5 protein-coding genes are annotated in these 13,893 nt (G+C 68.7%); 2 read left to right on the top strand and 3 right to left on the bottom strand.

Annotation, left to right across the window (positions count from 1 at the left end):
- Positions 1–5: 5 nt before the first annotated feature.
- Both hutU and ACGFI2_RS02150 read right to left on the bottom strand, forming a co-directional pair.
- Positions 6–1,655, bottom strand: coding sequence for a urocanate hydratase (gene hutU, locus ACGFI2_RS02155; protein WP_393509184.1), 1,650 nt, complete (start codon positions 1,653–1,655; stop codon positions 6–8).
- A gap of 12 nt (positions 1,656–1,667) precedes the next feature.
- Positions 1,668–2,516, bottom strand: coding sequence for a MurR/RpiR family transcriptional regulator (locus tag ACGFI2_RS02150; RefSeq protein WP_393509181.1), 849 nt, complete (start codon positions 2,514–2,516; stop codon positions 1,668–1,670).
- Positions 2,517–2,831: 315 nt separating this feature from the next.
- Between ACGFI2_RS02150 and ACGFI2_RS02145 the strand changes: the two genes are divergently transcribed.
- Together ACGFI2_RS02145 and ACGFI2_RS02140 are read left to right on the top strand one after the other, a co-directional pair.
- Positions 2,832–6,662: a LamG-like jellyroll fold domain-containing protein gene (locus ACGFI2_RS02145; RefSeq protein WP_393509178.1), complete on the top strand. Its 3,831-nt coding sequence runs from the start codon at positions 2,832–2,834 to the stop codon at positions 6,660–6,662.
- Positions 6,663–6,861: 199 nt separating this feature from the next.
- On the top strand, positions 6,862–13,452 hold the full coding sequence (locus ACGFI2_RS02140) for an RHS repeat-associated core domain-containing protein (protein ID WP_393509175.1): 6,591 nt from the start codon (positions 6,862–6,864) through the stop codon (positions 13,450–13,452).
- Between the two features lie 91 nt (positions 13,453–13,543).
- On the opposite strand, the gene ACGFI2_RS02135 is transcribed toward ACGFI2_RS02140, so the two are convergent.
- Positions 13,544–13,669 (bottom strand): hypothetical protein, encoded by a 126-nt coding sequence (locus ACGFI2_RS02135; RefSeq protein WP_393509172.1) that lies wholly within the window; start codon positions 13,667–13,669, stop codon positions 13,544–13,546.
- Positions 13,670–13,893: the final 224 nt, after the last annotated feature.

The following is a 13,893-nucleotide window of genomic DNA, read 5'->3' as shown; positions in this document are numbered from 1 at the left end:
CCTCCTCAACCTTCGGTCATCGGGACGCGGACGCCGGTGCGGTCGGCGACCTCGCGGGCGTCGTCGTAGCCGGCGTCGACGTGCCGGATCACGCCCATCGCCGGGTCGTTGGTGAGCACCCGCTCGATCTTCTGCCCGGCCAGCGCGGTGCCGTCGGCGACGCAGACCTGGCCGGCGTGGATGGAGCGGCCGATGCCCACCCCGCCGCCGTGGTGGATGGACACCCAGGACGCCCCGCTGGCGGTGTTGACAAGCGCGTTGAGCAGCGGCCAGTCGGCGATCGCGTCGGAGCCGTCGGCCATCGCCTCGGTCTCCCGGTAGGGGCTGGCCACGCTGCCGCAGTCCAGGTGGTCGCGGCCGATCACCACCGGCGCGCTCAGCTCCCCGGAGGCGACCATCTCGTTGAACCGCACGCCCGCCCGGTCCCGCTCGCCGTAGCCGAGCCAGCAGATCCGGGCCGGCAGGCCCTGGAACGCGACCCGCTCGCCGGCCATCCGCATCCACCGCGCGAGCGACTCGTTCTCCGGGAACAGGTCGAGGATCGCCCGGTCGGTGGCGGCGATGTCGCGCGGGTCGCCGGAGAGCGCGGCCCAGCGGAACGGGCCCTTGCCCTCGCAGAACAGCGGCCGGATGTACGCCGGCACGAAGCCGGGGAAGTCGAACGCCCGCTCGTACCCGCCGAGCTTCGCCTCGCCCCGGATCGAGTTGCCGTAGTCGAAGACCTCCGCGCCCGCGTCGAGGAACCCGACCATCGCCTCCACGTGCTTCGCCATCGACGCCCGCGCCCGGTCGGTGAACTCGGCCGGCTTCGCCGCCGCGTAGTCCCGCGCGTCCGCCACGTCCACCCCCTCGGGCAGATACGACAGCGGGTCGTGCGCGCTGGTCTGGTCGGTGACCACGTCGATCGCCACGCCCCGGCGCAGCAGCTCGGGGAAGACGGTGGCGGCGTTGCCGACCACGCCGACGCTCACCGCCCGCCGGTCCCGCTTCGCGGCCAGCGCGCGCTCGACCGCGTCGTCGAGCGAGTCGGCGATCTCGTCGAGGTAGCGGTCGTGCGCCCGCCGTTCCAGCCGGGTGCGGTCCACGTCCACGACCAGGCAGACACCGCCGTTCATGGTGACCGCGAGCGGCTGCGCGCCGCCCATCCCGCCGCAGCCGGCGGTGAGCGTCAGCGTCCCGGCCAGGGACCCGCCGAACCGCTTCGCGGCGACCGCGGCGAACGTCTCGTACGTGCCCTGGAGGATGCCCTGGGTGCCGATGTAGATCCAGGAACCGGCGGTCATCTGCCCGTACATGGTCAGGCCCAGCGACTCCAACCGGCGGAACTCGGGCCAGGTGGCCCAGTCGCCGACCAGGTTGGAGTTGGCCAGCAGCACCCGGGGCGCCCACTCGTGGGTGCGCATCACCCCGACCGGTCGGCCGGACTGCACCAGCATGGTCTCGTCCTCGCGCAGCTCGGTGAGCGTGCGCACCAGCGCGTGGTAGGACGGCCAGTCCCGGGCCGCCTTCCCGGTGCCGCCGTAGACCACCAGGTCCTCGGAGCGCTCGGCCACCTCCGGGTCGAGATTGTTCATCAGCATCCGCAGGGCGGCCTCCTGCGGCCACCCCTTGGCGGTGCGTACGGTGCCGCGGGCGGCGCGGACGGGCTGGTGCATCTCGTACTCCTCTCAGCCGAGGAACAACTGGCGGCGGGCGGCGGACGACTCGAACGCCTCGAGCCGGGTCTGGGTCTCGGTCGGGGTGGCGTCGCAGATCGCCTGGAGTACCACCATGGCCAGGGTCATCGGGGCGGTGTGCAGGTCGAAGACCAGGTCGGTGCCGACGGCGGCGGGGAGCACCACCTCGGCGTGGTCGGTGGCCGGGCTCACCGGGGAGTCGGTGATCGCCACGACCGTGAGCCCGGCGTCGCGGGCCTCGCGCAGCGCGTCCAGGGTCTCCCGGGGGTAGCGCGGCAGCACGAACGCGAGCAGCGCGGTGGCGCCGGCCGCGGCCGCCTGGTCGATCCGGTCGGCGAGCAGGCTGCCGCCGTGGTCGAGGACGCGTACGTCGGGGTGGACCTTCGCGGCGAAGTACGCGAAGTAGGCGGCCAGCGGCGCGGCGGCGCGCAGCCCGAGCACCGGCAGCGGGCGGCTGGCGGCGAGCAGTGTGCCCACCTCGGCGATCCGGCCGGCGTCGGCGAGCTGCCCGGCGAGCCGGTTCAGGTTGTCCATCTCGGTGCGCACGGCCCGTTGCAGGGAGTTCCCGGCGTCGGTGGGGTCGGTGCCCGCGGTGGTGGTCAGCTCCCGCAGGCGGCGGCGCAGCGCGGGGTAGCCGTCGTGCCCGAGCGCCATGGCGAACCGGGTCACCGACGGCTGGCTGACGCCGGCCAGCTCGGCCACCTCCGCGGCGGACAGATAGGCGACCGCGCCACTGTGTCGCACCAGGCAGTGCGCGATCCGGCGTTGGGTGGGGGTGAGCCGGACGCCGTGCAGCAGGTCGAGCAGGCGATCGGCGCCGGCCGCGCTGCCTTCATTCATGGCGAGACTCTATGCATGAAAACTTTCAGAGCACAACCGTCGCCGCCGCCACACCTGGATCATCTATGGCGTCATTCGTGACATAGATCACACCACCCTCTTGAGGGTGACTGTGCGTGATGCGAGCAGACCGGCGTGTGTAAAGCATTTAAATTAATCTATTTATTCGTCCTGCCGATCAGCGCAGTCTTTTGAGCGGGGCAGCGGCGGTGCCGGGTCCCTCTTTATCGTCCGTGCCACTGCTTCTGGCGGGGATGAGGTGTGACGGTGAGACATCGACAGCATCGTGGCTTAGCGGGATGGTTGGCGGCCTCCATGGCCATCACCGCTATTGCGGTACCTGGACCGGGCCGTGCCACGGCCGCACCGGCGTGCACCGGCGAGACGAGCTCCGAAGCGGGGGCATTGGCGCTGGCCGCTTCTTGCGGTGCGCCGGTGGTGGTGGATGGCACGCGTACGGAGCTGGCGCAGGTGGTCGCGCAGCCCGACGGCCGCCTACGGTACGAGGCGGCCGTGGTCCCGCAGCGCACCCGCAAGGCGGGACGCTGGGCTGACGTCGACCTCGATCTCGCTCGTGACGGCGACGGATCCTGGCGACCGGCGACGTCAGTGGCTGACGTGAGCTTCTCAGGCGGTGGTGCGGGTCCGATGGTGACCCTGCGTCGCAGTGGCAAGAGCATGACCATGTCGTGGCTGGGCAAGCCGCTGCCGATGCCGACCATTTCGGGCGATTCGGCCACCTACGTCGATGTGCTCCCCGACGTGGACTTGGTGGTTCGGGCCACGCCGACGGGCTTCACCCACGCGCTGGTGCTCAAGTCGGCGAAGGCGGCGGCGGACCCGGCGGTGCGCGAAGTGCGGTTCGGTCTCGGTGGTGACGTCGCCGTGAGTGCCGGCCCGGACGGACGCCTCCGCGCGACGGCCGGTGCCAGCGTGCTCGCCGCGTCGGAGTCGGCCGTCATGTGGGACTCGCGGCTCAACGCGGGAAGCGCTCGGCCGGCTACCCTTCGCGCAGGGGAGGCGGCGTCCCGCTCCACCGCCGCAGCCGCCGGTGAGGCGGCCCGGGTCGCTCCGGTGGCGGTCGGGCTCTCGGGCCGCGACCTCGTGCTGCGCCCGGACGCCAAACTGTTGAGCGCGCCGGATACCGTGTTCCCCCTCTTCGTGGACCCGGCCTGGTCGGTCTACAAGGCGAAGTGGGCGTACGCCACCAACAACGGTTCCTCCAACACCGACTACTCGATCGCACGGGTGGGGCTGAACCCCGACACCGGTGCGCTCTACCGATCGTTCTTCGAGTTCTCCACGACAGCCAACGGGGTGTCGCTGAAGGGCAAGCACATCGAGTCGGCGTACGTGCAGATGAAGCTGGACCACTCGTGGTCGTGCGGCAACACGGTCGCCTCCATGTACCTGACGCCCGCGATCAACGCGACGATGAAGGCCAGTTGGTCGAGCATGGGTCTGTCCAAGTTCCTGGCCAGCGCGTCCGGGCACGCGAACGAGTCCGGCGGGTGCTCCTCCATCCAACCCGACATGATCATGAACTTCGCCGGTTCGACGGTGACCGGCCAGGTGCAGGCGGCGGCCACCGGCAACTGGAACACGTTCACCGTCGGGTTGACCGCGCGGGCCTCGGACGGCTCTGGGGAATCCACGCAGGACCGCTGGAAGAAGTTCTTCCCGGGCGATGCGAAATTGATCGTCGACTACGATACCAAGCCTGGAGCGCCTAACGGCCTGCAGGCAGCCCAGGTGGCGTGCCCCACCTCCGTCCTGACCATCGGCACGCTGACCCCGACCTTTTCGGCGGTGTTCCCGGACGCCGATCCGGCCGACTCGCTGACGGCGTCGTGGGAGTGGATCGAGGTGCCCGGTGGTGGTATCGGCACCGTCACCGACACCTATCCGGCACGCAAGACTCCGCCGCCGGCCAAGGGCGGCATCAGCCCGAACTCCCGTACAACAAGCGCGGCGGTGTCGGTCGTGAGCGGCAAGACGTACGCGTTTCGCGCGAGAAGCACCGACAAGAGCCCGTACAACATCACCGGCTCCTGGTCTGGGTGGTGCCAGTTCGCCGCGGACACCGCCAGGCCGCCCGTGACGGCCCGGATGGTGACAGTTCCGGCCGGGCCGGGCTTGAAGGGCCGGGTCCGTATCGAATCGATGGCGACCGACGTGACGAAGTTCAGGTATGGCTGGGACGCCGCGACGAAGGAAGTGGCGGCCCAAGGCGCCGGCCCGAAGTACGCCGAAATCGATCTGACCGCGTTGAGCTTTGGCCGGAACGTGCTGTTCGTGAAGGCCATCGACGCGACCTTGAACGAGGGCAACGGATCCGTAGAGTTCACCGTCAGGCACCCGTCGGGGCCCACCGCCAAATGGGGCTTGGAAAGCTACCCCGGCATCAGCCAGGCTGCGGCGTTGGAAGACTGGCGGCCGGCCCCAATCAACTCCCCGCTGACGCCATCTAATGTCGCCTGGTCCAATGATGTACGTATGGTCGGCGGGCAGACCGCAACATTCAACGGCACCTCGTCGTACGCCGAGACCTCTGGTCAACTGATGGATACGTCCCAGTCCTTCAGCGTGGCGGCGTGGGTGCGCTTGACAGACAAGTCGACCGACCGAACAGTCGTGACCAAGGATGCCAGCGGATACGCCTCACTGTATTTCCAGTATCAACAGGGCACCGACCGGTGGCTGGCACAAATGCCGTCGGCGACGTCCGGCACTATTACCTGGTGGAATGCCCGATCCAGTTCGGTACCGCAAATCGGAGTATGGACTCATCTGGCCTGCGCGTACGACGCCACAGAACAGACACTGAAGCTTTATGTGAATGGGACACTCGAATCGACGGTCACCGGCGTCAAAGGTTTCAATGACGCGACCTCACCGTTTTGGGTCGGTAGGTCCGGAATTACGTGGTGGCAGGGGAACATCGCTGACGTGCAGGTGTTCGACCGGGTGCTGGTGTCGGACGATTTCACCGGTCAGCTCGCGACCGAGCCAGGGTCGAGCGGATTCAACGAGCCCGGAATCCTGTCGCCGATTAGGGCCGGCGGCTGGGACTTCGAGGCTGCGGTTTCCTGCTACACCGCTGATATCTCCAACACCTGCGAGGCGCCGGACTCGACCACCGCCTGGGGCCGATGGCTGGCCCTGACGCGGGGTTCCGAGGTCGCTGCGGGCTATGGCGGCGGCCAAGGACTGTGGCTCGACTCCCAGTACTTCCCGGATGATGGCTTCACCGAGGCCACCCGGGAGTACGGGCGTAGTGCCACCAAGGTCGACCCGACCGATAGCGACGGCAACGGAATGACCGAGTGGCGGGACAAGCCGGTGCTGCGAACCGACGATTCGTTCACCATTTCGGCCTGGGTGATGCTGGGGACCGAGGGGATGCGGACTGCCGTCTCGCAGCGGGGTGTGCACGAGAGTGCCGCCTGGTTGAAGTTCGACCCCAACGTCCGCAAGTGGCAGTTCTCCGTCAGTGACGAGGATGTCACGACGACCGCTTTCGCGAGTGTGCGGTCGACGAATGCCGCCGATACGGGCGTGTGGACCCACCTCGCCGGTGTGTATGACGCGGGCCGCAAGGAGATCCGCCTCTACGTCAACGGTCAGCTGGAGGGCACCGGGCCTGTCCCGTTCACGCCGATGCCGTCGAACGGGCCGCTCCTGGTGGGCCATACCTTGTGGCACGACCAGATGATCGACCAATGGATAGGCGGCATCGACAACGTGACCGCCTTCCAAGGCGCGTTGAACGGCGCGGCGGTCTTCTCCCTCTACAGCTCGGAGGTCCCCGCGACCCCCGGCGTGAACACCCTGAACCGTGGCGAGGAGCTCACCGCAGGCCAGTACCTGCGTTCCGACGTCGGCAGCTACCAGCTGCTGATGCAGGACGACGGCAACCTGGTCCTCACCCAGGCCGGTTTCCCGATCTGGGATACCGGCACCTGGGGTAATCCCGGCGCGTACACGGACTTCCAGACCGACGGCAACCTGGTGGTCTACACCGACGCTCGCGTTCCGCTCTGGGACACCAGAACCTGGACGAGCACGGCCAGTCGGCTGGTGCTGCGCAACGACGGCGACCTGGTGCTGCTCGATCCGGGCGGCACCGTCCTGTGGCGCCGCTGATCCGTCCCTAGCTCTTACGCTCCTGCCCGGTCCGGCCGGACCGGGCAGGAGCAGCCCTCGCAGCACCGAACCGATCGGCGGCTGCACTCGAACCTGCCGCTCGTCAGCGGTTGTCGGAGAGGAAGAGCCCATGTGGGCACGGTCTGTGCGCGGCCCTCGGCGGGTGCAGCGCAGCCTTCTCGGTAGGAAACTTCGGCCGATGACCTTGGTCGGCTCCGTGGTGACGTCGATGGTGCTGACCCTGGTGCCCTTTGTGCCGGCGCAGGCGGCCCCGGCCCGTCGGCCGTCGAGGCCACCGGTGGAGAAGTTGGATCACGACGGCGGCCCGGTCGCCGCCGGCCGAGCCTGGACCCAGGACCGGGTGAAGGCCGTTGCCACGCCGGCTCCCCGATGGCCGGCGCCTTCGACCGTCCGGGTGGACCTCGCGGCCACCGGCGTCCGGACGGCCAAGAGTCGTGGTGCGAAGGCGGGGGCGCTTCCGGTGTGGGTGGACCGGGGCGCCGGTGAGCCGGGTCGGCGGCTGGCCCACCTCGACGTCCGGGTGCTGGATCGCGCGAGCCTGCCGGTACGGTGGCGGGACGGGCTGGCGGTGCAGGTGACCGCTGCTCCGGGGTCACCGTCCGGAGCGGCGCGGGTGTCGGTCGACTACGACGCCTTCCGGTACGCCGTCGGCGGGTCGTGGGCGTCGCGGTTGAGACTGTGGCAGGTGCCGGAGTGCGCGCTGACCGACCACTCCGGTCCGGACTGCCGGTCGGTCCCGCTGCATACCACCAACGACGTCGGGGCGGGAGTCGCCACCGCCGAGGTCAACGTCGCCCCTGCGGCGACCGTCGGCTCGGGCTCCGTCCTGATGCTCGCCGCGTCTGCGTCGGGATCGGACGGCGACTTCGGGGCGACCAGCCTCGCCCCGTCCTCGACCTGGTCGAGCGGGGGCAGCGCCGGCGACTTCTCCTGGAACTACCCGTTGCGCATCCCACCGGCGACCGGGCCGGCCCCGACGATCGCGCTGGGTTACTCCTCCTCGTCGGTGGACGGCCGATCGGAAGTCACCAACAACCAGCCGTCGTGGATCGGGGAGGGCTTCGACTACTCCGCGGGTTACATCGAGCGGCGGTACGTGCCCTGTGCGGACGACCTGAAGAACGGTGCGAACAACACCGCGAGCAGCGGCGACCAGTGCTGGCGTTCCGACAACGCCACGATGAGCCTCGCAGGGCACGGCGGTGAGCTGATCTTCCAGGCGGGCAAGGGATGGCACTCCCGCGCCGAGGACGGCTCGAAGATCGAGAAGCTGACCGGCGCCGCCAACAGCGACGCCGGCGATCCCACCTACGGCGACGTCGGCGAATACTGGAAGGTCACCACCACCGACGGCACCCAGTACTTCTTCGGTCTGCACAACCTGCCCGGCCAGGGCACCGGGACGAACTCCACGCTGACCCTGCCGGTTTTCGGCAACCACACCGGGGAGCCGTGCCACAAGTCCACGTTCGCCGGCTCGGACTGCATGCAGGCATGGCGGTGGAATCTCGACTACGTTGTGGACGTGCGCGGCAACACCATGTCGCTCTGGTACGGCAAGGAGACGAACAAGTACGCGCGCAACGCGACCGACTCGAACGTCGTGGGCTACGACCGGGCCGGTTACCTCAAGCGGATCGACTACGGCACGTACGACCGAACCGCCGCGATGCACGGTGTCACGGAGCGGAACACCACCCCGTACGCCCAGGTTGTCTTTGACACCGACATGCGGTGCTTCGCCAACTGCGGCACCGAGGCCGCGCCGGTGAAGGCCAGTTGGAAGGACACGCCGTGGGATCAGGAGTGCAAAGAGACCTCCTGCCCGCAGCAGTACTCGCCCACGTTCTGGACCGCGAAGCGGTTGAAGACGGTCACCACCCGGGTGTGGGACACCACCAAGACGACGCCGGCCTGGCAGAACGTCGAGTCGTGGGCCCTGTCGCACACGTTCTCCGCAACCGCGGACTCCACGCATGAAGGGCTGTGGCTGGACCGGATCGACCACGCCGGGCTGGTCGGCGGCACCGTCAACCTGCCCCCGGTGACGTTCGGGGCGGAGTCGCTGCCGAACCGCGTCTACACAGCGCACGGCACGACCGACAACTGGCTCCGGATCTCCAGCATCGTCACCGAGACCGGTGCCCGTATCAAGGTCGACTACTCCCGGCCCGAGTGCACCGAGGCCATCGTGGACACGCTGGCCCCGCAGTCCAACACGAGGCGCTGCTATCCGGTGAAGGTGCCGGACCCGGCCGATCCGACCGGCCAGCGGCTCGTCACCGAGTGGTGGCACAAGTACCGAGTCGCACACGTGGCCGAGGACGACGTCCAGCTCGCCGGCGGTCACCAGTCGCCGAGCAAGCACACGTGGTACGAGTACGTCGGTGCCCCGGCCTGGCACTTCGACGACGACGACGGCCTGACCAGGCCCGATCGGAAGACCTGGGGGCAGTGGCGCGGCTACGCGCAGGTGAAGACGCGCGTCGGTGACGACGGCAGGCCGCAAACGTTGGCGGTCACCACCTTCATGCGCGGGATGCACGGCGACAAGCTCAGCCCCAGCGGCGGCACCCGCAACGTCACGGTGCCGGCGTCGCTGGGCACGGAGACCGTCTACGACGAGGACCAGTTCGCCGGGCAGATCCGCGAGCAGGTCGTTTACAACGGCGTCGAGACCAAGCCGGTGTCGAAAACGGTGAACGTGCCGTGGCGGTCGAACCCCACCGCGAGCCGCACCATCAACGGCGACCTGGTGGAGGCGCGGTTCGTCAACACGCAGGCCACCTACGCCGCCACCGCGCTGGGCGTGGACGGATCCCGGGGGTGGCGAACCTCGGGTGGCCGGACCAGCTACGACCAGACGTACGGCACGCTCAACTGGTCGCAGGACGAGGGCAACACCGCGGTGACCGGCGACGAGAAGTGCATCACCTACACCTACAACCGCAACCTTGCCAAGAACCTCACCCAGCTGGTCAAGCAGACCACCACGACGGCCCTGGCCTGCGGCAAGAGTCCCACCTCCGTGGACGACGTCATCTCCGACGCGCGGACCTACTACGACGGCGCCACCAGCGTCGACACGGCCCCGGCCTTCGGCGCCACCACCCGGACCGAGCAGCTCAAGGACTGGGCCCCCGGCACCGGCACGGTCTGGCAGACGACTTCTCAGGCCAGCTATGACCCGGCTGGGCGCCAGCGCACCTCGACCGACATCAAGGGCAACATCATCACGACCGCGTACACCCCGTCACTGGGTGGGCCGGTCACCCAGGTGACCTCCACCAACCAGCTGAACTGGCAGACCGTTGAGGTGACGAACCCGTACTGGGGCTCCACCACCAAGGCCACCGATCCGAACGGCAAGATCACTTCCGAGGTGGAATACGACGCCCTCGGTCGGGTCGCCAAGGTGTGGGCGCAGGGCTGGGCCCGGGCGGCCAACCCGGCGCAGCCGTCGGCCGAGTACACCTACAACTTCGCGTCAGGCCGGGATAACTATCCCTACGTCACGTCGCGGAGCCTGAACCCGGACGGCAACTACCTGACCTCGTACCAGATTCTCGACGGCCTGCTCCGGCCGCGTCAGACCCAGTCGTTGTCCCAGGGTGGCAGTGGCGACCGCGTGGTCACCGACACCATCTACGACGAGTACGGCCGCGCGGCGGCGAACTACGGGGCACACGCGGAAACCGGCGCACCGTCCGGCGCGCTGTGGTGGGAGCCGGAGTGGTCGCTGCCGGCGGTGTCCAAGGTCGTTTTCGACCAGGCGTCCCGGCCGACGAACGGGATCCTCCTGGCCGGTGACGACGTCACGAACCTGGTGGAGAAGTGGCGCACGGTCACCAGCTATGAAGGCGACCTGACCAAGGTCACCCCGCCGGAGGGTGGCACGCCGACCACCACGGTCACCGACGTCGAGGGACGCACCGTCGCCCTGCGGCAGCACACCACGCCTGCCGGCGTCAACGACGCCTACCTGGAAACCACCTACGCCTTCGACCGCAAGGGTCAGCCGATCAGGACTGTTGACTCAGCCGGCAACCGGTGGACTAACGAGTACGACGTCAGAGGCCGGGTCTGGCGTACGACGGATCCGGACAAGGGCACCACCACCAGCACCTTCAACGATGACGACAGCCTGCAGACGACGGTCGACGCCCGCGGCGAGGCCCTGTGGTTCGGCTACGACCAGTTGGGCCGGAAGACCCAGCTCCGCGACGACTCGGCGACCGGACGGCTGCGCGCCGAGTGGAAGTACGACACGCTCTACAGCGGCCAGGGCGGATGGCGCGGGCAACAGACCCAGAGCATCCGCTACGAGTACGACCAGACCGGCACGGCGAGCGCCTACAAGTGGCAGGTCCGTGGCTTCAACGATCGATACCAGCCCACCGGCGCCAACTGGGTGATTCCGCCGGTGGAGACCGGGCTCGACGCGACCTACGTCTACGCCTACGGCTACTCACAGTTCACCGGCGCGCCCACATCGATCTCGTATCCCGCGGGCGGCGGGCTAGTCACCGAGCAGTTGACCACCGACTACGACGCCACCACCGGCATGCCGACCCGCCTGGACACCAGCCTGACCGGTTTCGTGGGCACCATGGCCACCGCCACCTTCACCGCCTACGGCGAGCGCAAGGGATCAATCTACAAGGTTCCGGGCAGCGCTGACTTCACCCAGGACATCATCTACCGCGACGAAGCCACGCGCCGGATAGACCGGGTCACCGTGAAACGGTCGACGATCGCCGGCAGCGTCTCGGACCGCAGATACTCTTACAAGGCGGCCGGCAACATCGAGTGGATCACCGATACCCCTGAGGTCGGCCAGGCGGATGTCCAGTGTTTCCGCGACGACGCCCTCGGCCGGCTGAAGACCGCATGGACGCCGAAGACGGGGGTCAGCTGCGACCCGGATCCGGTGTTGGCCGACCTGGGCGGCCCGGCCCCCTACTGGCAGGACTGGACGATCGACGACACCGGTAGCCGGCGGGTCGAGACCAGCCACGCCGCCGGTGGGGACACCACGCGCAACTACCTCGTGCCGGACGGCGGCCAAGACGTCATCCGGCCACACGCGGTCACCCAGCTGACCACGACCGTGGCCGGGCAGCCGGCGGTGGTCGCGAAGTACGACTACGACGCCACCGGCAACACCACCTGCCGGCCGTCCGGTGCCACGGCGAACGACTGCGGCCCGGCCCGGACGGGTAGCCAGACCCTCACCTGGGACGCCGAGGGCGAATTGGCTGGTGTCAGCAGCGCCGGGAGCACCATCGAGACCAACATCTACGACGCAGACGGTGGCCGGCTCATTCGCCGGGACACCACCGGGACCACCCTCTATCTGCCCGGACAGGAGATCCGTCGGGAGGGTGGCGTCACCACCGGCACCCGATACTACTCCTTCGCGGGTGTCACCTGCGCCAGTCGCAAGGGTGGATCGGCGGCGACGAATCTGACCTGGCTCTACGACGACCACCAGGGCACCCAGCAGATCGCCGTAAACGCCGGAACCCAGAACGTGACGACCCGTCGCCAGACCCCGTACGGAGGATCGCGGGGCAGTGCCACCCCCTGGGTCAACGGCAAGGGCTTCGTCGGTGGCGACATCGACCCGACCAACCTGTTCAACGTCGGGGCCCGCCAGTACGACCAGGTGCTCGGACGGTTCATCTCGGTCGACCCGGTGATGGACCTGTCGGACCCTCAGCAGTGGAACGCCTATACGTACGCCAATAACGCGCCCGTCACGCTGAGCGACCCCACCGGCCGCAATCCCTTCGACGCGCAGTGGGAGGGTCCGCCGCCGTCGAAGCACTCGCAGCAGAACATGGAGAACGCGTACGGCACCCCGGAGTACAACCGATCCGACCGACCGCCGACGCGCGAGGACATCGTGGCCGGCGAGCAGGCACGCCAGCGTCAGGCGGCCGAAGCGAGGCAGCGTCAGGAGGCCGAGCGCAAGCAACGCGAGTGCCGGGCGAGCTTCTGGTGCCGACACGCTGGCGCGGTCGGGGCGGTGGCCGGCATCGCCGCCGGCGTCATCGTGGGTGGCGTCTGTACAGCGGCCAGCTTCGGTGTCGGGGCCGTCGGCTGCGCGGCGATCGGTGGCTTCGTCGGTGGCGCCGTCGGTTCGCTAGTCACCAACGGCCTCGACGCGGATGAGGAGAGCTGGGGCCAACTAGCCGGCGAGGCATTGGTGGGTGGGCTCGTCGGCGCGGCGCTCGGCGCGGGCGGCGCCCTCCTCGGCGCGGCAGCGTTCGGCGCCGGCGTCGCGGTCACGTCAGGAATGGGACTGAAGGCTGCCGGCCAGATGGCGGTTGGGGGAATGCGCTCCAGTCTCGGTGCTTCGGGAGGAGGCGCCGGAACCGCGGCGGTCGAGTTCGCCGGCAAACGCGGCGGCTTCGGCGCCTACACCGAGGACCTCTCACATGTCACCGGCAAGACTGCGGTCTCCCGTAACCGGGCTATCAATGCCATCATCAAGGAGGACTTCCCGAACCTGCGTCTGACGGCCCAGCCGGAGTACAGTCCCTTCGTGGGATATGGCGTGATGCGTAACGGAGGTGGCACGCAGATCGGCGCAAAGTCCTTCACCCGTAGGAGTCAACTCCGGAACACGATCGTGCACGAGGAACTGCACCACCGGTGGTTCGCCCGTGGCATCAGCGGTCATCATCCTCGGGAGGGCGGCCCGATGTCGGAGAAGTTCTACGGCATCGTCGCGCGCTACGAGGGAATGCGCGGATGGTCATGATCAGTCAAGGCGCGTCGGTGACACTCCCCTGCGGAAACTGTAGTGAACCGTGCCCTCATGATGTAGCCGAGAGGCTGGTGAACGGGCGGCTTCACTGGACGGTGTCGCTGAGCTGCCCGGCGTGCGGAAACGCCACCGAGGAGTTCGGCTGGGACGAGTCACCGGACGTGATCCGCCAGGCACTGATCGACGCGCACGGGCTGTCTCGCATCGTCATCTCGCCTCCGGCACTGAGCGCGTCGACGCTGATGAAGGTGTTGCGACAGGGGCGACAGGACATGTCGCTCACCGATGCCCGGTCGACGGCTCGGCGTCTGGTGGCCGGAGAGATGGTCGGCACCCGGGTCGAGATGGAGTTGTTGGTCGAGCGGCTGCGTGCCGTGGGCGTCCAAGCCGACGTCGAAGCGGTTGATCCGGGCAATCGGCAGTAAGGAGAGACGC

Origin of the sequence: Micromonospora sp. NPDC049282, from assembly GCF_043197045.1 — a bacterium.
GTDB lineage: Bacteria > Actinomycetota > Actinomycetes > Mycobacteriales > Micromonosporaceae > Micromonospora.
This window is presented reverse-complemented; position numbering and strand designations above follow the sequence as displayed.

What these genes read in the sequence shown, in the direction of transcription:
- ACGFI2_RS02135 (WP_393509172.1), bottom strand. Translation starts at nt 13,669, where the DNA reads ATGACGATGCGAGACAGCCCGTGCGCGTCGATCAGTGCCTGGCGGATC.
- ACGFI2_RS02140 (WP_393509175.1), top strand. Translation starts at nt 6,862, where the DNA reads ATGACCTTGGTCGGCTCCGTGGTGACGTCGATGGTGCTGACCCTGGTG.
- ACGFI2_RS02145 (WP_393509178.1), top strand. Translation starts at nt 2,832, where the DNA reads ATGGCCATCACCGCTATTGCGGTACCTGGACCGGGCCGTGCCACGGCC.
- ACGFI2_RS02150 (WP_393509181.1), bottom strand. Translation starts at nt 2,516, where the DNA reads ATGAATGAAGGCAGCGCGGCCGGCGCCGATCGCCTGCTCGACCTGCTG.
- hutU (WP_393509184.1), bottom strand. Translation starts at nt 1,655, where the DNA reads ATGCACCAGCCCGTCCGCGCCGCCCGCGGCACCGTACGCACCGCCAAG.